Annotated in this window: 19 protein-coding genes; 12 read left to right on the forward strand and 7 right to left on the reverse strand. The window is 64.3% G+C overall.

Annotated elements, in window-relative coordinates; genetic code table 11:
- The 9 genes from CAL29_RS05665 (at nucleotide 1) to CAL29_RS05705 (ending at nucleotide 9,421) form a co-directional block, all read left to right on the forward strand.
- Nucleotides 1-846 (forward strand): ABC transporter permease, encoded by an 846-nt coding sequence (locus tag CAL29_RS05665; protein WP_094851958.1) that lies wholly within the window; start codon nucleotides 1-3, stop codon nucleotides 844-846.
- A gap of 91 nt (nucleotides 847-937) precedes the next feature.
- Nucleotides 938-2,587 (forward strand): ABC transporter ATP-binding protein, encoded by a 1,650-nt coding sequence (locus CAL29_RS05670; RefSeq protein WP_094851959.1) that lies wholly within the window; start codon nucleotides 938-940, stop codon nucleotides 2,585-2,587.
- A gap of 15 nt (nucleotides 2,588-2,602) precedes the next feature.
- Complete coding sequence (locus CAL29_RS05675) at nucleotides 2,603-3,922, forward strand: NtaA/DmoA family FMN-dependent monooxygenase (RefSeq protein WP_218831810.1); 1,320 nt, start codon at nucleotides 2,603-2,605, stop codon at nucleotides 3,920-3,922.
- Nucleotides 3,923-4,063: 141 nt separating this feature from the next.
- Nucleotides 4,064-5,062, forward strand: a complete 999-nt coding sequence (locus CAL29_RS05680) for an aliphatic sulfonate ABC transporter substrate-binding protein (protein WP_218831811.1) — start codon at nucleotides 4,064-4,066, stop codon at nucleotides 5,060-5,062.
- Complete coding sequence (ssuC, locus tag CAL29_RS05685; protein ID WP_218831812.1) at nucleotides 5,062-5,859, forward strand: aliphatic sulfonate ABC transporter permease SsuC; 798 nt, start codon at nucleotides 5,062-5,064, stop codon at nucleotides 5,857-5,859. Before CAL29_RS05680 ends, ssuC begins: the two co-directional genes overlap by 1 nt.
- A gap of 21 nt (nucleotides 5,860-5,880) precedes the next feature.
- Nucleotides 5,881-6,669 carry an ATP-binding cassette domain-containing protein gene (locus CAL29_RS05690; protein ID WP_094851961.1) on the forward strand — a complete coding sequence of 263 codons (789 nt, stop codon included), beginning with the start codon at nucleotides 5,881-5,883 and terminating at the stop codon, nucleotides 6,667-6,669.
- A gap of 195 nt (nucleotides 6,670-6,864) precedes the next feature.
- Entirely contained in the window at nucleotides 6,865-7,674 is an 810-nt protein-coding gene (locus CAL29_RS05695; RefSeq protein WP_256977214.1) for a MetQ/NlpA family ABC transporter substrate-binding protein, read from the forward strand.
- Nucleotides 7,675-7,683: 9 nt separating this feature from the next.
- Nucleotides 7,684-8,787, forward strand: coding sequence for a methionine ABC transporter ATP-binding protein (locus tag CAL29_RS05700; protein ID WP_306430679.1), 1,104 nt, complete (start codon nucleotides 7,684-7,686; stop codon nucleotides 8,785-8,787).
- Nucleotides 8,765-9,421, forward strand: coding sequence for a methionine ABC transporter permease (locus CAL29_RS05705; protein ID WP_094851962.1), 657 nt, complete (start codon nucleotides 8,765-8,767; stop codon nucleotides 9,419-9,421). Before CAL29_RS05700 ends, CAL29_RS05705 begins: the two co-directional genes overlap by 23 nt.
- 29 nt (nucleotides 9,422-9,450) lie before the next feature.
- Here CAL29_RS05705 and CAL29_RS05710 read toward each other — a convergent pair whose 3' ends face one another.
- The 5 genes from CAL29_RS05710 to CAL29_RS05730 form a co-directional block, all read right to left on the reverse strand.
- Nucleotides 9,451-10,434, reverse strand: coding sequence for a Bug family tripartite tricarboxylate transporter substrate binding protein (locus tag CAL29_RS05710; RefSeq protein ID WP_094851963.1), 984 nt, complete (start codon nucleotides 10,432-10,434; stop codon nucleotides 9,451-9,453).
- 127 nt (nucleotides 10,435-10,561) lie between these two features.
- Nucleotides 10,562-11,809, reverse strand: a complete 1,248-nt coding sequence (locus CAL29_RS05715; protein WP_094851964.1) for a CaiB/BaiF CoA transferase family protein — start codon at nucleotides 11,807-11,809, stop codon at nucleotides 10,562-10,564.
- Nucleotides 11,810-11,840: 31 nt separating this feature from the next.
- Nucleotides 11,841-12,818, reverse strand: a complete 978-nt coding sequence (locus CAL29_RS05720) for a Bug family tripartite tricarboxylate transporter substrate binding protein (protein WP_094851965.1) — start codon at nucleotides 12,816-12,818, stop codon at nucleotides 11,841-11,843.
- Between the two features lie 31 nt (nucleotides 12,819-12,849).
- Entirely contained in the window at nucleotides 12,850-13,713 is an 864-nt protein-coding gene (locus CAL29_RS05725; protein ID WP_094851966.1) for an SMP-30/gluconolactonase/LRE family protein, read from the reverse strand.
- A 252-nt stretch (nucleotides 13,714-13,965) separates the two neighbouring features.
- Nucleotides 13,966-14,856 (reverse strand): LysR family transcriptional regulator, encoded by an 891-nt coding sequence (locus CAL29_RS05730; RefSeq protein WP_094851967.1) that lies wholly within the window; start codon nucleotides 14,854-14,856, stop codon nucleotides 13,966-13,968.
- 75 nt (nucleotides 14,857-14,931) lie between these two features.
- On the opposite strand from CAL29_RS05730, the gene CAL29_RS05735 reads away from it, so the two are divergent.
- The 3 genes from CAL29_RS05735 (at nucleotide 14,932) to CAL29_RS05745 (ending at nucleotide 17,700) form a co-directional block, all read left to right on the forward strand.
- Nucleotides 14,932-15,966, forward strand: a complete 1,035-nt coding sequence (locus tag CAL29_RS05735; protein ID WP_094851968.1) for a YeiH family protein — start codon at nucleotides 14,932-14,934, stop codon at nucleotides 15,964-15,966.
- A 141-nt stretch (nucleotides 15,967-16,107) separates the two neighbouring features.
- Nucleotides 16,108-16,659 carry a DsrE family protein gene (locus CAL29_RS05740; protein WP_094851969.1) on the forward strand — a complete coding sequence of 184 codons (552 nt, stop codon included), beginning with the start codon at nucleotides 16,108-16,110 and terminating at the stop codon, nucleotides 16,657-16,659.
- 18 nt (nucleotides 16,660-16,677) lie between these two features.
- Nucleotides 16,678-17,700 carry a substrate-binding domain-containing protein gene (locus tag CAL29_RS05745; protein WP_218831813.1) on the forward strand — a complete coding sequence of 341 codons (1,023 nt, stop codon included), beginning with the start codon at nucleotides 16,678-16,680 and terminating at the stop codon, nucleotides 17,698-17,700.
- A gap of 25 nt (nucleotides 17,701-17,725) precedes the next feature.
- On the opposite strand, the gene CAL29_RS05750 is transcribed toward CAL29_RS05745, so the two are convergent.
- Together CAL29_RS05750 and acdA are read right to left on the reverse strand one after the other, a co-directional pair.
- Nucleotides 17,726-18,301, reverse strand: coding sequence for a cysteine dioxygenase family protein (locus CAL29_RS05750; protein ID WP_094851971.1), 576 nt, complete (start codon nucleotides 18,299-18,301; stop codon nucleotides 17,726-17,728).
- A 57-nt stretch (nucleotides 18,302-18,358) separates the two neighbouring features.
- On the reverse strand, nucleotides 18,359-19,564 hold the full coding sequence (gene acdA, locus CAL29_RS05755; RefSeq protein ID WP_094851972.1) for a 3-sulfinopropanoyl-CoA desulfinase: 1,206 nt from the start codon (nucleotides 19,562-19,564) through the stop codon (nucleotides 18,359-18,361).
- Between the last annotated feature and the right edge of the window lie 7 nt (nucleotides 19,565-19,571).

Below are 19,571 nucleotides of genomic sequence, written 5' to 3' on the forward strand. Positions count from 1 at the left end.
ATGGCTTTCAGAAACCTGGCCTTCAAGCGCGTGAACCTGCCGTCCCTGGCGGGAGCGGATATCCTGAACGCCCTGGCGCTCATCGTGCTGGCCGTCGTCGTCATGTGGACCCTCGTTCCAGGTTGGTTCACGGCGGCCGATCCCCTGGTCGGTAACGGCGCGGACAGATTCCTGCCGCCGAGCGCTCTGCACTGGTTCGGCACCGACCGCGCAGGTCGCGACGCATTCGCGCGCGTGGTGCACGGCACCCACACCACGGTATATGGGGCGGTCATCGGTACGGCGATCGGGCTCATTGCCGGCACGGCCATCGGCGTGGCCGCCGGCGTTGCGCGCGGCGCGATCGACGCGGTGCTGATGAGGCTCGTGGACGTATTGTTGGCGTTCCCGGGCTTCTTGATTGCCCTGTGCGTGGTTTCCGCCTTCGGACCCGGCACGGCGAAAATCGCCATCGGCGTCGGCATCGGGGCGGTGGCGCCGTTCGCAAGGGTCGCTCGCAGCGAGGCGCTGCGGGTGGTGCAGCTCGACTTCGTGGACGCCGCGCGCATCTCGGGCGCCCGCCCCGCGGCCGTGTTGTTCCGGCACGTGCTGCTGAACTCGTCGGGGCCGATAGTTGCGCTGATTCCGACTGAACTGGGCTCGATGATCCTGGCCATCGCCGGCCTGGGCTTTCTAGGGTATGGCGCCCCGCCGCCTCAGCCGGAATGGGGAACATTGCTGTCCGAGGGGCGCGACTATATCGCCAGGGCATGGTGGCTGACATCCTTGCCGGGAATCGTGGTGCTCTGTGCCGTGCTGGCGGTTTCCCGCGTGAGTCGGTTGTTGCAGCGGCGATTCCGGCTCTAGACCATCCATCAATGCGTGCGAATGGGGCCTTGGACGCCGTTGCGGCGGCGCCTCCCCAAGTCCATGACCAGTCACCAGTGAAGGCCAGCCATTGCTAGAGATAGAGAATCTGACCGTCCAGTACCGGGACAATGAGCATCCTGCCGTCGACGGCGCGCGCGTGTCGGTTGGAAGCGGTGAAATCGTGGCGCTCATCGGGGAGTCCGGTTCGGGAAAATCCACGCTGAGCAGGGCGGTCATCGGCTTGCTTCCGAAGACGGCGAGAATCGCGCGCGGCAGCATCCGCGTCGATGGCCAGGAACTCACGGCGCTGAGTGAACGTGAATGGGTGAAGTGGCGCGGACGGCTGATCGGCCTGGTCCCGCAAGATCCGGCGACTTCACTCGATCCGGTCCAGGCGATTGGCGCCCAGGTCACGGAGATATTCCGGCTGCATGCGTCGGATCGTCGGCGCTCCCGCGCGGAGCTGCGCGACGAAGCCGAGGCGCTGCTCGAGTTGGTGGGCATCGACCATCCCGGACAACGTCTGCGCCAGTATCCGCACGAACTCTCCGGCGGCATGCGGCAACGGGTCCTGATTGCCATGGCTTTCGGTCTGAGGCCCAGGCTTCTGATCGCCGATGAGCCGACCAGCGCCCTCGACGTCACCGTGCAGAAGCAGGTGCTGGAAGTATTTGACAGGCTCGCCCGGCAGACGCGCGTGGCCGTGCTCTTCGTTACCCATAACCTGGCCGTGGCCTGCGACCATGCACAGCGCGCGGTGGTGATGCGCAATGGGAAGGTGCTGGAGAGCGGCGCTGTCGAGGACGTCCTGTTCAAGCCTACGCAACAATACACCCGCGACCTCGTCGGCTCGGCGTTCAAGGTCCGGGCCGGCGCCGACCGCGCGGCGCGGCGGGAGCTTCCTCCCGCCAGGCCGGCCGTCGAAGTGGCTGGCCTGACCAAGGTATTCGCTCATGGTCCGGGACAACGGTTCACGGCGGTGGACGCCGTGTCCTTTGCGGTGCCGGCGGGAAGCACGTTCGCGCTCGTGGGAGAGTCCGGCTCGGGAAAATCGACCATTGCCCGGCTCATCCTCGGCCTGACCCGTCCCAGCGCGGGCATGGTGCGCGTGGACGGCCGGGAGACCTCCAGCCTGACAGGCGGCGCGCAGCGTGAGGTTTGGCGGCATATCCAGTTGGTGCAGCAGAATCCCCAGGTTGCGCTCGATCCGCGGATGACGGCCGAGCAAATTATCTCCGAGCCGCTGCATGCCTTCGACATCGGCGATCGCGCGCGCAGGCGGCTGCGTGTCGTTGAACTGCTGGATCAGGTGGGACTGCCTCGCAATACGGCTCGGCGCAGGCCCCGGGAGTTGTCCGGCGGCCAGCAGCAGCGGGTCGCCATTGCGCGCGCGCTTGCCCCTGAGCCCCGCATCGTGGTCCTGGACGAAGCGCTATCGGCCCTGGACGTCGTCACGCAGGCAAGAATCATCGACCTGCTGGATGGACTCCAGCGCGCCCTGAATCTGACCTACTTGTTCATATCGCATGATCTGGATGTGGTGCGCTCCCTTTCGGACGCCGTGGCCGTCCTGCGGCATGGACGCCTGATCGAGACGGGAGCCGCCGGCATTGTGCTCGCTCAGCCTCGGCACGCATACACCCGCGCCCTGCTCGAAGCCACCCCCGGCCAGCGATGGCGGCGCCGGGAAGAGGAGGCGTCCTTGACGGCCGCGCCCACCGCCCTGGCTCTTCAATAAGCACTGGAGATATCCTTGATTCCATCCGCTGCAAATCCCAAGAGACGCCTTTTCCTCAGCGTCGCCATCAACAGCACCGGCTCGGCTGGAAAATCCTGGGCATGGCCCGGCACGGATTGGACACGCTTCAACAGCTTCGGCCACTACCTGCGTTCGGCCGAACTGGCCCACGCGGGATTGTTCGACATCGTTTTCGTCTCCGACCATCCGGCGCTACAGCGCGACAACACCAGCCGGCCATTGCACAGCTTCGATCCGACGGTGCTGTTCTCGGCCATCGCGGCGCGGGTGCCCGATATCGGCTTCCTGTTGACGGCCTCATCGTCCTACAACTCGCCCTACAACCTGGCTCGCCGGCTGGCTACCCTGGACAACATCTCCGGCGGCCGCGTGATCTGGAATGTCGTGTCCAGCTTCAATCCCGATATTGCCGCGAACTTCAGCGCGGCCCCGCTACCGCCGCGTGACGAACGCTATCGCCGGGCGGACGAGTTCGTGGAAGTGGTGAAAAAGTTGTGGCTCAGTTGGGATACGCCGTCGGGAGAGGCGCCGGAGACAAGGATATGGGACCCCGCAACCGCGCGCAAGATAGACCATCACGGTGAATTCTTCGATGTAACAGGCCCCTTGAACGTGCCGATCGGTCCACAGAGGCATCCAGTCATCTCACAGGCCGGCGCTTCGGATGCGGGTATCGACCTGGCCGCCAAGCATGCGGATATCGTGTATGCCTCGCTGTTCAACAAGCAGGCGGCTTTCGGCTACAAGGCGCAGTTGACGCAGCGCGCCCTGGCGCACGGCCGGGATCCGGACAACATTCGGCTTATGCCGGGGCTGGTCGTTGTGCTGGGTGAAACGCGGGAAGAGGCCTACCGGAAGCATGAGGCGCTGCACGGGGAGGGCGGCGAGGAAAGCCTGGTGAAGGACTTCTTCAAACGCGCCGCGCTCACGGACATCGAGGGCCTGGATCCTGATAAGCCCATCGATCCCGCGGTGTTCAAGTATACGCAGGACCAGGCTCGTCCCGTCGGGTTCTCACGTTCATTCGCCGAGCTGACCGAAGCGGAAAACCTGACTCCCCGGCAATTGGTAAGGCGCGTGGACGGCGGGCACCGCCTGGCCGTCGGCACGCCGCGCGAGGTCGCGGACACGATCCTGGACTGGTGGCGCAGCGGCGCCGCGGATGGCTTCAACATCCATATCCCGGTGTTGCCGGACGGCATCGCCGAATTCAACCGCACCGTGATCCCATTGTTGCAGGCCGCGGGCGCCATTCCGACCGAGTACGATGGGTCGACCATCCGGCAACGGCTGGCCTTGCCTGATCCCGCGTAGCGAAAGAAGAAGACGAACCGCGCGGAATGCGCCGCATAATCAAATGGCGCCGGTGCCGTTCGGATGACTTGATAATCACATATCCAAACGATATTGGACCGGCGCCGGCGCTCGTCGCCAGAATCCACAATTCCAACGGTCTTGAGCGATACCCTCGCGCTTCACATGAAAAACATCCCGTCTCGTCAGCGTCGCGGTTTCCTCCAGGACGCATTGACCCTCTCCATTCTTTCCAGCGTCGGGGTTTTCAACGCTGCTTTCGCCGCCGATAACGGGAGGGAGTTTCGCGTCGGCTGGCAGAAAGGATCCAACCTCGCCATTCTGAAGGCACGCGGTAACCTGGATGCGCATTTGAAAAGGGAAGGCTGGCGCATCAAATGGGTGGAATTCACTGCCGGCCCGCAAATGCTGGAGGGCCTGAATGTAGGCAGCATCGATTTTGCCTGCGTGGGCGAGACGCCTCCCATATTCGCCCAGGCCGCGGGCGCGGATCTGCGTTATGTCGCCAGCGAACCGCCGGCGCCTCGCGCCGAAAAGATCCTGGTGCCCGGGAACTCGGCCATTCGATCCGTGAGCGAACTCAAAGGCAAGCGTGTTGCGCTGAATCGCGGTTCCAATGTGCACTATCAGATCGTCAAGGCCCTGGAGCGGGCCGGCCTGAAATACGCGGATGTGGACATCAAGCTGCTGCCGCCTTCCGATGCCCGCGCCGCTTTCGAGAACGGTACCATCGATGCCTGGGTCATCTGGGACCCGTTCGCCGAAGCCGCCATAGGCCAGATCGGCGCGCGCGTTCTGGAAACTGCCGAGGGTGTGGCCCTGAACTACAACTTCTACCTGTCCACGGGCGATTTCACCAGGAACCGTTCCGACGTCCTGCAATGGGCCATCGAGGAAATCAAGGCGACGGACGATTGGGTCCAGAACAACTTCGATGCCGCCGCCGATATCCTGGCGCCGCAGATTTCGCTGTCCAGGGAGATCACGCGCAACGCCCTGCGCAATTACAGCTATGGCGTTGCGCCTTTGGATGCCCGGGCGATAGGCAATCAGCAGACCATTGCCGATACCTTCACCGAATTGAAGCTCATCCCCAAGAAACTGGACGTCGCCTCGGTGGTCTGGAAACCGCCCGCGTGATGGAGGTATCGAATATGGCGCGGCCATTTCATCGTAGCCTTGGCGATGCGCTGCTTCCCTGGCTGGTTCCCGTTATCTTGCTTGCCTTGTGGCAGGCAGCGGCGCAGCTGGGGTGGATATCCACGCGCATTGCGCCGTCCCCCACGGCGGTCGTGGAAGCGGCATGGCGGGTGATCCGCTCGGGGGAGTTGTTCGCGAACCTGTGGGCCAGTTTCGTGCGCGCCGCCATCGGCTTCCTGATAGGCGGCAGTATCGGCCTGTCTCTTGGCCTGCTCACCGGCGGCTCGCGTATTCTTGAAAAACTGCTGGACACCTCGGTGCAAATGCTGCGCAACGTGCCGCACCTGTCGATGATTCCCCTGGTCATCCTGTGGTTCGGCATCGATGAAGCAGGGAAGCTGTTCCTGGTGGCATTGGGCACGATGTTTCCCATCTACGTAAACACCTTTCATGGCATCCGCTCGGTGGACGCGGGACTGGTGGAAATGGGCCGTTCCTATGGCCTGACCCGTTGGGAACTGTTCGTGAAAGTCATCCTCCCGGGCGCCTTGCCCAGCATATTGGTCGGCGTGCGCTATTCGCTGGGCTTCATGTGGCTGACGCTGATCGTCGCGGAAACCATCGCCGCGCCGAGCGGTATCGGCTTCATGGCCAACAACGCGCGGGAATTCATGCAGACGGACGTCGTCGTGTTGGCCATTCTGCTCTACGCGCTGCTCGGCAAGTTGGCCGACACGCTGGCGCGCGCGTTGGAGCGTCGCTGGCTGCGCTGGAACAGCGGCTTCAAGCCTGCCTGAACAGGAAAGGGAGGACAGGACATGGCCAAGCAAGCCCCGGACTCGCGCGCAGGCGTCGTTATCGAGGCGCGCGGCATAGTCAAGCGCTTCGGCGACCGCGAAGTGCTGCGTCATGTGAGCCTGGCCGTTGCCGCGGGCGAATTCGTCGCCATCGTGGGCAAGAGCGGTTGCGGCAAGAGTACGCTGCTGCGCCTGCTCTCGGGCCTGGACGCCGCGAGCGAGGGTGTCGTAACCCTCGACGGGCAGCCCATCAAAGGTATTTCCGGCCAGGCCCGCATTATGTACCAGGACGCGCGTCTGCTGCCTTGGCATAGCGTCCTGGACAACGTCACGCTGGGGCTGCGCGGCCGTAAGGCCGAGGTGCGTGACCGGGGACTGCGGGCCTTGGCCGACGTGGGCTTGGCCGATCGCGCCGGCGAATGGCCCGCTGTGCTGTCCGGCGGCCAGCGCCAGCGCGTGGCCCTGGCGCGCGCGCTGGCGCATCGTCCGCGCCTGTTGCTGCTCGACGAGCCGCTGGGCGCGCTGGACGCATTGACCCGCATCGATATGCAGGACTTGATCGAGGGCCTGTGGCTGGACCACGGTTTCACGGCGCTGCTGGTCACGCATGACGTAGGAGAGGCCGTGGCGCTGGCCGATCGCGTCATCGTGGTGGAAGACGGCCGCATTTCCCTGGAGCAGCCCGTTCCTTTGCAGCGTCCGCGCGAGCGCGGCGATGCGGGCTACGCGGCGATCGAAGGGGAAATATTGAACCGGCTTCTGCATCGCCGCCGGCACGATGCGCGGGATTCGCTGCGCATCGTCGTTTGAAGCGCGCCGCAGTTTTCGATTATGAAAAATTACTTATAAAAACATGAAATAAAAATCGAGGCCTGTAATGGCGATACATGGCTCAATACGCCTTTTCCGTCGAGCCGCCCCAGGGCATGAGTTTCCCGATATAGCCAACGAACGGCGGGATCCCATGGCGTGGGGAGTTTTTGTCGTCATCAGAAGGAATGCACCGTGTTTAAACTTCCCAAGGTGTTGATTGCACTGGCAGTGCTGGCAACCGCGCTATCGGCCCATGCCGCTGAAAAGCTGAAGATAGGCGTGGTTCCGGGCGCCTATGGCGATTCGGTCAGCGCCGCCGTCGCCGAAGCCAAGGCGCAAGGCATCGATGTGCAGGTCATCGAATTCACCGACTGGACGACGCCCAATGTCGCGCTGGAGTCGGGTGACATCGACATCAATTTCTTCCAGCACAAGCCATTCCTGGACAACGCCAACAAGAAGAACGGCTTTCACCTGGCCATCGCCGGGGATGGAATCCTGGCCAATCTCGGCCTGTACTCGCTCAAGCACCGGAGCGCCGGCGAGATTCCGCAGAATGGCAAGGTGGGCATCGCCAACGACCCGGTCAACCAGGGCCGCGGCCTGTTGCTGCTGCAGAAGATCGGCCTCATCAAGCTGAAGCCCGACGTTGGCTTCCTGGGCTCCATCAATGACATCGTGGAGAATCCCAAGCACCTGAGTTTTGTCGAAGTGGAAGGCCCGCAGCTCGCCCGGATCACGGGCGACGTGGACATCGCTGAGGGCTACCCGCACTTCATCGTGGCCGCGAAGGCCTTCGATCCATCCAGCGGGCTTATCTATTCCGGCATCGAGGACAGGCAATTCGCCGTGTCTTTCGTGACCAAGGCCGATCGCGTGCAAGATCCGGTCATCCAGAAGTTCATCCGGATCTATCACGATTCGACGGCGGTGAAGGCCGCCATCGACAAGGCTTTCGCGCACGACAAGCGTCTCTATGTCCTGACCTGGGTGAAAACCTGAGCGGCCGGTATCGTGTCCTATCAGGATAGGCCGGAAACCGCGCCGCGTGGTCTTGGGTCCGTGGCTTTCGAGCACGTCGGCAAGGTGTACATGCTTTCGACAGGCCCGGTGCAGGCCCTGTCGGATATCAACCTGGAAATTCCGGCAGGCAGCATATTCGGCATCATCGGGCGTAGCGGCGCGGGAAAATCCAGCCTGTTGCGCACCATCAACCGGCTGGAGCGGCCCACGGAGGGACGTGTCCTGGTCGACGGTGAAGACATCGGTCTTCTCGGAGAAGCGGGATTGCTGGCCCTGCGGCGCCGTGTCGGCATGATCTTCCAGCATTTCAACCTGCTTTCGGCCAAGACGGTATTCGACAACGTAGCGTTGCCGCTGCGCGTGGCTGGCGTGTCCAGGCCGGAAATCAGGCAGAGGGTGACCGAGCTGCTTGCCCTGGTCGGTTTGCAGGACAAGCACGAGATCTACCCCAGCCGCCTGTCCGGTGGCCAGAAACAGCGTGTCGGCATCGCGCGGGCGCTGGCGACCCGTCCGGAAATCCTTCTCTGCGACGAGGCGACATCGGCGCTAGACCCGGAAACCACGCAAACCATTCTGCGGTTGTTGCGCGACATCAATCGCCGCCTGGGCATTACCATCGTCCTCATCACGCATGAAATGAGCGTGATCCGCGAAATCGCCGACCGCGTGCTCGTGCTTGAGCAGGGCCGTGTCGCCGAATCGGGAGATGTCTGGCGGGTATTCGGCTCGCCGGAGCACGATGCGACCCGGGCGCTGCTGGCGCCCATGCAGCACGGTCTGCCGGAAGATATCCAACGGCGCCTGTCGCGCCACCCTCCCGTCACGGGAGCCTATCAATACGTCCTGTCCCTGGGCTACACCGGCGCGGACGGACTGGAGCCCGATCTCGTCCGCATCGCGGACGCGCTGAACGCGCCTATTCGGCTGCTGCAAGGCGGGGTGGACCGCATCCAGGGGCACGTCCATGGCCGTCTACTGCTGGCGGTGTCCGGGTCCGCCGATCTGCCGGCGCTTTCCTCCTTGACCTCCGGCCCGAAGGCCATTGCCCATACCATCGAGATCATCGGCCATGTCGTTGACGATACCCTTTGAGCGTTATGTTTCCTCTTTCGGCGATACGTTGACGATGGTGGGAATTTCCGCGTTGATCGCGCTTGTGGCGGGAATTCCCCTGGCGGTATTGCTGATCTTGACGGCGCGGGGAGGATTGCTGGAGTCGCCGCGCGTCAACCGGGCCATCGCCTCGGTCATCAACGGGTTCCGCGCGACGCCTTTCATCGTGCTGCTGGTGGCTTTGCTGCCCTTCACCCGCTTGGTGACCGGCACCACCATCGGTGTATGGGCGGCCATCGTTCCGATGACCATCAGCGCCACGCCGTTCTTTGCTCGCATCGCCGAGGTCAGCCTGCGCGAAGTGGACACCGGCTTGATCGAGGCCGCGCAGGCGATGGGTTGCAAGAAATGGCACATTGTCTGGCACGTCCTGTTGCCGGAGGCATTGCCCGGCATCGTGGGCGGCTTCACCGTCATGCTGGTGACGCTGATCGGCGCCTCGGCGATGGCCGGCGCGGTGGGCGCCGGCGGCCTGGGCGATCTGGCCATCCGCTATGGCTATCAACGCTTCGACACGCAGGTCATGGTCATCGTGATCGCCGTGCTGATCGTACTTGTCACACTGGTTCAACTGGCCGGTGACTTCTATGCCCGGTTCCTGAAGAACCGCTGATTCCTGATTCTCCATGAAGGATTGCACGCTCAGTTCACCGTAATGTGCCCGTTCCGAATAATGTCCCCCCACTTACGGTATTCGGACTTGACGAAATCGGCGGTCTGTTCCGGGGTGGCGTCCACCCGCTCCAGCGTGGCGGCGTCAAGCACCTTGCGTAGTTCGGGATTGGCTTGCGCCGCGTTCAGCGCATCGTTCAGGCGCTGGACGATTTGCGGCGGCGTGCCCTTGGGCGCGAAGGCGGCGAACCAGCCTACGATGTCGAAGCCGGGAATGCCGGATTCGATGACGGTGGGCACGTCGGGCAGTTGGGGCACCCGCTCGGCGGTCGTGACCGCGATGGCGCGCACGGAGCCTGCCTGGATCTGCGAGACGGCGGCGCCGATATTGGTGAACATGAAATCCACCTGGCGCCCGATCACGGCCGACATGGAGGCCGATGGGCCGTTGTAGGGCACGTGCAGATAGGACAGGCCGGGGACTTTCTGCTTGAGCAGTTCGGCGGCCAGGTGGCTGGAGCTGCCGACGCTGGGCGAGGCGCCGATGGCTTGCCCTTTCTTGTCCTTCAGGTAGGCGATGAATTCCTGGAAGTTGTGCACGGGCGAAGCGGGCGGCACGATCAGGACGTTGCCGTTCTTGCCGAAGATGCCAATGGGGGCGAAGTCCGTCAGCGGGTCGTAGTGCACCTGCGGCATCAGTTGGGGAGAGATGGCATGCGTCACGTTCGTTCCCAGCAGCAGGGTGTAGCCGTCAGGCGCGGCCTTGGCCACGTAGTTGGCCCCGATCATGGCGCCCGCGCCGGGCTTGTTCTCCACGATGATGCTGCCGCCCAGTTGCTCGCCCATGTATTTGGCGAAAGTGCGGGCGGTGAGATCCGTGATGCCGCCGGGAGGAAAGGGCACGACCAGGACGATGGGCCGGGAAGGGTACGCGGGCTCAGCCGCATGCCCTTGCAGGCTCAGCAGGCCGCAGGCCGCCACGCACAGGCTCGCCAGGCAGTGTTTCAGTTTCATGGTTGTCATCCTTCTTGATGAGAGGCGGCGACAGGGTGGCGCTCTGTCGCCTGTTCCGTCCGGCGCCGCCACGGGCCGATCGCCTGGGCGATGATGTCTTGCTGTATTTCCGAAGTGCCCGCGAGGGCTATGGCCTGCTGCCGACGACGCCGTCGCGCACTAATGCCTCCACCTGCGCGTCGTCCAGCGCCAGCACGTCGCGCAATACGTCGGCGGTGTGCTCGGCATAGCGCGGCGGGGCGCGATAGCCTTCGATGGGGGCATTGGCGAAATGGATGGGGTTGCCGACCATCGGCAGGGATTTGCCGCTGTGGTGGTCCGCCTGCACCCGCGCGCCCCGGGCGCGGACCTGCGGATTTTCAAACACCTGCGACAGGTCGTTGACCTGGCCCACCGCGATGCCGCCGGCCGCCAGGCGCCGCTGCCATTCGCTGGCGGGGGCCGTGGCGAACACTTCGCGCAGCGCGTGTCCCATCGCCTCGCGGTTCGCGGCGCGCGCCTGGTTGACGGCGAAACGCGGGTCGACGGCCAGGTCGGGGCGGCCGATGAGGTCGCAGAAGCGCCGATATTGCGCATCGTTGCCCACCGTGATGACGATGCTGGTGCCCTGCGCGCAAGGGTACATGCCGGCGGGCACCCCGCCGCCGCCCGCCATGTTGCCGCGCCGCACCGGCAGTTGCCCGGACATCAGGTAGTGCATGGCATGGTGCGACATCAGCGCGACGCAGGACTCCAGCAGGCTCAGGTCGATGTGCTCTCCGCTGCCGCCATTGGCGTCGCGGCGGTACAGCGCCGCGATGATGGCGATATCCGCGTACAGGCTGGTGACCACGTCCACCGCGCTGAAGCCCACGCGCATCGGCCCGTCTCCAGGCTGTCCATCCGGATGCCCGATGCTGTGCATCAGCCCGCCCTCGGCCTGGAAAATCGCGTCATAGCCCGGGCGCTCGCGCTCCGGTCCCGTCTGCCCGTAGCCCGTCACCGAGCAGTAGACGAGCCGCGGATTGACTTCCTTCAGCGATGCATAATCCAGCCCGTATTTCGCCAGCGTGCCGACCTTGTAGTTCTCGATCAGCACGTCGGACGCCGCCACCAGATGGCGCAGCAGCGCCTGCCCCTCGCTGCGCGTGAAGTCGACGGCGATGCCTTTCTTGTTGCGATTGGCCGCCAGGAAGATGGCCGACTCCAGGTCCGTGCGGTCGGCGTCTTCCTCGAAAAACGGCGGGCCGTAAAAGCGCGATTCGTCGCCCACGCCCGGGCGCTCCACCTTGATGACTTCGGCGCCCAGATCGCCCAGCATTTGCCCGGCGAGCGGACCGGCGAGTACGCGGCTCATGTCCAGCACCCGAACGCCGCTGAGTTGCCGTCCTGGCATATATACGTTTCCTTTATCGTGATGGTGACGGTCAGAGATGGATGTTCGCCGTCTGGATGATCCTGGCCGAGATGGCGACTTGTTCCTTCAGGAAGGCGCGGAATTCATCCGGCGTCGTTCCCATGGGCTCGAAGCCGACGAGCTGGTCCTGGATATCGGGCGACCGCACGGCCTTGTTGAGCTCGACGCTCAGGCGTTCGACCAGGGGCCGCGGCGTCGCGCCGGGGGCGATATAGCCTATCCACGAGGAGAACGCGAAACCCGGATAGAACTCGGCAATGGCCGGCACATCGGGAACCTGCGCCTGGCGCTTGGCGGTCGTGACGGCCAGCAGGCGCAGCCGCTTGTCGTGCACCGCTTCCAGCGCGGTCGCCAGCGAGGCGAACAGCACCTGCACCCGGCCGCTGTACAGATCGGGCATCAGCGCCGAAATGCCTTGATAGGGCACGTGCAGCATGTCTATGCCCGCCTCGGCTTTCAGGTATTCGCCGCACAGGTGATTGGTGGAGCCGATGCCGGCCGAGCCGAACGTGATCCGCCCGGGGTTGCGTTTGGCGTAATCGATGAATTCCGCGAACGTCTTGGCGGGCAGCGACGGATGCACCAGCAGCGTATGCGCGGTGCGGTGCGTCATCGAAATCGGCGCGATGTCGGTATCCAGCTTGTAGCGCAACTTGCCCTTGTTCAGCGTTTCGTTGACCGCGAGATTGTTGGTGGCCAACGCCAGGGTCCTGCCATTCGGCGCGGCGCGCGCCAGTTGGCTGGTGCCGATCATCGTGCCGCCGCCGGGCTTGTTCTCCACGATGATGTTCAGGCCCGTGTTTTCCTGCACCTTGCGCATGATGGCGCGCGTGGATGTGTCGGTGGAGCCGCCGGCGGTGAACGGCACGATCATCGTGGCGGGCGATTCGGGCAGGCCGGGATCGGTGGCTGCCAGCGCCGTCCTGCCGGACAGCATTGGAGCGGCGCAGGCAGCGGCCGCCGCCTGCAGCAGTGTTCTGCGCTGCATGTTTGTCTCCTGAGCGGCGCGCCGGCGGCGTTCAAGCGCCGGTCGGCGGCACGGCGACGGAGGCCGTCAGCACCGAGTGCGAGTGCGCTTCCGTGATGTACAAGTCCTGTCCCTGCGGGCCGCCGAGCGCAATGTTGGTCGTCATGGCCCCCTGCGGGCATTGCACTTCCAGGCGAGGGCGGCCGCGCTCGTCGAATACCCATACCGAGCCCATGCCGGCATGGGCGATGTAGAGGTTGCCCTGTTTGTCCAGGGCCAGGCCGTCGGGACCGGTTCCACCGGATAGCTGAATCCAGGTGCCGACCCGGCCCACGCCGCCCTTGCGCCGCAGCGGCACGCGCCATACGGCATTGGCCCGGGTCACGGCCAGGTACAGGAAGCGGTCGTCAGGCGTCACGACCAGGCCGTTGGGGCTGGGAATGCCGTCCAGCACCAGTTCGACGGTGCCGTTTGCGCGCAGCACCCATACGCGGCCGTCCGGCCGGCGCAGGTCGCTCTCGCCCTGATCGGTGAAGAAGAGGTCGCCGGCGCTGTTGAAGGTCAGGTCGTTCAGGCCGCGGAACGGCTCGTACATGGCGCCCGCCAGCACGGTGTCCAGCTTGCCGCTGGCGGGATCGAACTTCAGCAGGCCCTTGCTGTGGTCGGCGATGTAGATGCATGCGTCACGGCCGATCTTCAGCCCGTTGGGCTCGCCGTCATATTCGAGCGCCAGGCTCACGTCCCGCTGCGGCGTGATCTTGAAGATCTGGCCGTAGGGCACGTTGACGACGTAGAGATTGCCGTGGGCATCGAATACCGGACCTTCCAGGATGCCCTCGCGCCGGCCGGCCTTCCAGAGCGTTTCGGGAATGGGCGCATGCACCTGCGCGGTCACCACAGGGGGAGCGGCGAACATATGGGGAAGTCTCCTATGCATTGAAATGCGCCGGCTTCCCCCTTGCGGCAAACCGGCCAGATGCCGGTTGACAGGGGTGTTGGTGTTTCATAGCCGAAACGCTGCGCGTGCCAGGAAGAATTCTATGCAGGGGAGATTTGACGGCCTAGTGGCGTCATCGGAATCCATCGTTCCGATAATGCAACGATGGTCCGTGTGCGCGCGGATCTGGAGCCGTCGCTGGCCTTGGCCGTGCAAGGCAGCCGACGCTGGTCATGGTGACGATGTGGCCCGCAGCAGCGATTGCACGAATGCCGCGGTGGCACGTCCCAGGCGGCGTTCCGGGTGGCGGAGCATTTTGAAGTTGCGCGCGGGCAGCGGCCAGGGGAGTTCGACGATCTGGCCTGCCTTTACCCTGGGCGCCGCCGCCAGGTCGGAGATGCCGGCTATCAGCGCCTTGTTCGCCAGCGTTTGCAGGACGGCGCCGTTGGATGGCAGTTGCAGGCAGACGTTCAGGCGGCTTACGTTCACCCCCGAGCGCGCCAGTCCATGGGTGAGATGATCCCGCGTTCCGGAGCCCGGTTCCCGCATGACCCAGGTTGCCGCTTCGAGGCATGCCGGCGTGAGGGGACGGCCGGCCAGAGGGCTGTCCATCGAGGCATAGAGCCGCACGTGATCCGCGCCGACCACCGTGCTTTCGAGCGGAAATTCGATGCTGTCGCTTTCCACGAAGGCGACGTCCACGTCTCCCTGGTTCAACAGCGCCGCCGCCTGGGTGGTGTTGCCGACCCGGAGATCCAGCGAGATGCCGGGATGCGCGACGGCGAAGCTGGCCATGCGGTTGGGCAACCAGTAGGTCGCCACGGTCTGGCTCGCGGCGATTCGCACTTCGCCTTGCAGCAGACCCGCCAGGTCGTCGAGCACGCGCTTCGCGTCGTCCGCCCTGGCCAGCACCGCGTGGGCCTCCGGCAGGAAACGCTTGCCCTCCGCCGTCAGCTCCAGTCTGCGTCCGACCCGGTCGAACAGCTTCGTCGAGTGCCTGTCCTCGAGCGCGGCGATGGCGGCGCTGACTGCCGGCTGCGTCAAATGCAAGCGCGATGCCGCCTTGGTCATGTTCAACATGTCCGCGACGGCGGTAAAGATGCGGAGCTGCTCGAGAGTCATTAAATAACTTTAGCTTATTGTTTCGACTCAAACAATGAATTGGAGTTTTATAGGATCGACTTCCACAATGGTGGGATGAACTCGTTGACACGTCTGCATCCCGTCGTCCCAGGGCTTATCTTGAGCGCTGGTGTTGCCCTCGCATCCGTCATGGCGGAACAAGCTGAAATCGCGCTGACAGGGCGAGCATGGCTGGAGGCGCTGGTGATCGCGATCCTGCTGGGCGCGCTGGTGCGGACGATCTGGCGGCCGGCCGGCCATTTCAAGCGAGGCATCGGCTTCTCCGCGAAGACGGCGCTGGAAGTCGCGGTCGCGCTGATGGGCGCGCAGATCAGTTTCGGCGCGGTGGCGCGCGCGGGCCTGCCGCTGGTCGCGGGCATCGCCGGCACCGTCGTGGTCGCCATCGCTTTCAGCTTCATGTTAGGCCGCAGCCTCGGCCTGCCCGGCAAGATGTCCCTGCTCGTCGCCTGTGGCAACGCGATCTGCGGCAATAGCGCGATCGCCGCGGTGGCGCCCGTCATCGACGCGGACAGCGACGATGTCGCGACGTCCATCGCCTTCACCGCGGTGCTGGGCATCGCCGTCGTGATCGCGCTGCCGTTCATCGCCGGCGCGTTGCATCTGTCGCCGCAGAGCGGAGGCATCCTGGCGGGGTTGACGGTCTATGCGGTGCCCCAGGTCATCGCCGCCGCGGGCCCGATGGGCGCGGCGGCGATCCAGGTGGGCACGCTCGTCAAGCTGGTGCGTGTGCTGATGCTGGGCCCCGTGGTCGCCGTGGTCTCCCTTTTGATCAGCCGGCGCGCGGCCGCGCCGGGGACCGCGTCCCGGGTGAACATGCGTTCCTTCACGCGCTTCATGCCGGTTTTCATTCTTGCCTTCCTGGCGCTTGCCATGGCGCGCTCGCTGGACGTGTTGCCTCATGCCTTGCTGAGCCCGGCCCAAAGCGTCAGCAACCTGCTTACGGTATTGGCGATGGCGGGGCTGGGATTGGGCGTGGATTTGCGCAGCGTTACGGCGGCGGGACCGCGCGTGGTGATCGTCGTCACGGCCTCGCTGCTCCTGCTCGGTCTCATCGCGTACGCGATGCTCCGTTTCATGGGACTGACCTGAGCCGGGCAAGCCCGGATAGCGCCGGCGCGAAAAATCCAGGATTTTCTGGTTTGATTTTCTGGTCTTATAGTGATCGGTCTTCAGGCGCGGCTTCGCCGGCGTCCTGGAGCCATCCATTCGATAAAGCTAAGGAGACATTGCATGCGTCGTCTGTCTGTCCTGGTCGCCGTGGCCGGCGTGGCCTTCTCGGCTTGCGCCGTGGCCGAGCAACCCGCCGGATTCTGGAGCACGCCCACCATCGAGGGCTACGGCAAGATCCATTATTTGCCGAACGCGGCCTATAAGCCGGACCCGAAGCAAACCTACAAGATCGTCTTCGCATTGACGCAAGCCGCGAAGTCGCCTGATCAAGTGAATCCCGCGCTGGATCGCGTGGCGCGCACCGTCAACCTGTACGTCGCGGCCGGCGTTCCGTTGAAGCACCTGAAATTCGTCGCCGTCGCATCGGGCGCCGCGACGCAGTTGGTGCTCGACGACGCCCATTACCAGGCCGCTTTCAAGACCGCCAATCCCAATCTGCCCCTGATCGAAAAACTGCGCAAGGCGGGGGTGGACGTGGCCGTGTGCGCCCAGGCCGTGGCCGAACATGATTTCCAGTACGAATGGGTGGACAAACATGTAACGCTGGCCTTGTCGGCCTTGACCACGGTCACCACGCTTGAACATCAAGGCTATGATCTGATGGCTCTCTAAAAAAGAAGGGGTTCTGCCATGTGGATTCTTCGTGTCGCCAGCGGGACCATGCTGGGAATGGCCGCGGTCGCCGCGGTGGTGGGCGCCGGATCGGCGGTGGCGTTGACGGAAAACGCGCCTTCCTCTCCCACTACGATAGCGCCGCCGGATTCCTCGATGGCGCCCCCTTGGCAGAATGGCCGGAACAACGATGCCGTCTCGCGCGGCTTCGAGTTCACCGTTCCGGACGCCGACAATCTCGCCGATTTCCACGGCGATCCCGCCCACCCGGCGTTGTCGCTTTACGTCGGCGGCAATTATTTCTTCGCCATGGCGCCGCTGGTCCAGGCGTTCGAGAAGAAATACCCCGAGTACAAGGGGCGCTTGTATTGGGAAACCTTGCCGCCGGGCTTGCTGGTGCGGCAAATGAAGGCCGGCGGCAGGGTGACGGTGGGCAATATGACCTGGACGGTCAAGCCGGACGTCTACCTGGCGGGACTGGGGGCGGTGAAGAAGCAGATAGAGGACGGGCTGTTGCAGGCGCCGGCGGTGCCCTATGTCACCAACACGCTCACCATCATGGTGGCGTCCGGCAATCCCAAGGGCGTCAAGAGCCTCGCCGATCTCGACCGGGACGACGTCAAGCTCGCCATGCCCAATCCCGAGTTCGAAGGGATCGCGCGCCAGATCCAGTCGTCGCTGGAGAAGGCCGGAGGCAAGGACCTGGCGCAAAAGGTCTATCACGACCGGGTCGGGCGCGGCGGCACCCTTCTGACCCACATCCATCATCGCCAGACGCCGCTGTGGATCATGCAGGGCAGGGCCGACGCGGGCGTGACATGGCAATCCGAGGCCATGTTCCAGGAGCAGGCGGGCCATCCGATCGGCCACGTCGATATTCCCGCCTACCAGAACACGACCGCCATCTATGCTGGAGCCATCGTCAAGGGCACCCAGCACAGGAAGGCGGCCCAGCGCTGGCTGGATTTCATCCGTTCCAATGAGGGCGTGGCGATTTTCAAGCAGTACGGTTTCCAGCGCTACGAGGGCAAGGGGGCCTGACTCGCCTGCACGCCTGTCTCGGGCATCAGGCCGGGTCGTTCGAATAGCCGGAAATGAACGTTTTCGCCTCTCCCGTATTCATGTCGAAGACATGCCGGGAGATCCGGCCGATGTTGCCGCCGTAGACGTGGATGCTGATGGAGACGCGGTCGTCGAACACATTGGAAACGCGATGAATGTCGCCGAGGCGCGGCGACACCATGTCGACGTCGCCGGGCGTGAGCACGTCTTCTCCCAACAGGCGCATCGGTTCGCCCGGATTTTGCCTGGCGAAGAGCTCGGCGCGCTCGGAGCCGCGCATCATGCCTATCAACGCCCAGACCGTGTGGTTGTGGATAGGCGTTTTTTGGCCGGGACCCCATACGAAACTGACTACCGAATATCTGTCCCGCGGGTCGGCGTGCAGAAGGTATTGCTGGTAATACTGGGGATGCGGTTGTGCCAGTTCCTCCGGCAGCCAGTCGTCGTTGGATACCAGATCCGCCAACAATCCGCGGCCCGTTGCCAGGATGGCTTCTTCCTCGCCGGCGGACTGCTCGACAAGCCGGGTGAACGTTTCGACGAATCGCTGAAAGCGGGGGGCGGAAACCGTGGTGGTCATCGTATTCTCCTATGAGACTTGTTTTTTCCGGCGGTTATCGGCGGAGCGGCTCCGGGGTCAGTCCGAACGTTTCTGCGCGGTTTTCAGATATCCGTCGCGTGTTTGAGGCAGCTTCATGTCGAGCAGCCTGGACGCCACTTGTGTGCGGAGAATCTGCGCCGTGCCGCCGGCGATGGTGAACATCCGGGCGTCGCGCACGTGCCGCTCCATCGGATTGTGCCGGCCGTATCCCGACGAGCCGTAGAACTGGAGCGCGTCGTTGGTGACCTTGTTGGCGGTTTCGGCGGCGAAGATCTTGGCGCGCGCGGCCTTGTCGATATCCGGAAACTCGGCACCGCTGGCGGCCGCGCAACGCAGCAGCAGTCGCGCCGCTTCCAATTGGGTGGACATGTCGGCGAGCATCCATTGCAATCCCTGGAATTCCGCGATCGGGCGGCCGAACTGGCGCCGGGACTTGAGATAAGCCAGGCCTTCCTCGAACGCGCCTTGCGCGATGCCAAGCGCCACCGTGCCGGCGCCGACGCGCTGCGCGTTGTAGGCGGTCATGAGGGAAGCGAAGCCGCGCTTCGGGCCGCCCGGCAACGCGACCATCATCGACTTGTGAATCTGCAGGTCGCGGAACTCGATATGCGTTTCCGGAATGCCGCGCACGCCCATGGCATAGAGGCGGCGGCCGATGACCAGTTCGGCGGGGCTGTCGTCTTCCCGCGCGCAGATGAACGCGCCGACGCCTTGCTCCACGCCGTCCTCGAACACGCGGGCGAAGATCAGGTGCAGCTTCGATACGCCGCCGCCGGTGATCCAATATTTTTCGCCGTTGAGGATGTAGTGGTCGCCTTTTTTGTCGGCGCGGGTCGTCATCTCGCTGGCGGCGCTCCCGGCATTGGGCTCGGAGATGCAGATCGCGGGCTTATCCCCCGCGAGAACCAGCCTGGCGGCAAGTTCCTGTTGTTCGGGCGAGCCATACCTGGCAATGGCGCCGATCGCGCCCATGTTGGCTTCCACCGTGATTCGGCCCATCGTCGCGCACGCCTTCGCCATCTCCTCGATGACGATCACGGTGTCCAGATAGGACAAGCCTCGTCCGCCCAGGCTCTTGGGCAGCGTCATGCCCATGAAGCCGGCGTCGCGCAGCCGCGCGACATTGTCCCAGGGGTATTGCTCGGTCCGGTCCGTTTCCGCGGCGGTGGGGGCGAATACGGACTGCGCCAGTTCCCGCGCCTCGGCTTGCAGTTTCACCTGTTCAGGGGTGAGGTCGTACATGGTCGTC

This window comes from Bordetella genomosp. 10 (assembly GCF_002261225.1).
GTDB lineage: Bacteria > Pseudomonadota > Gammaproteobacteria > Burkholderiales > Burkholderiaceae_B > Bordetella_C.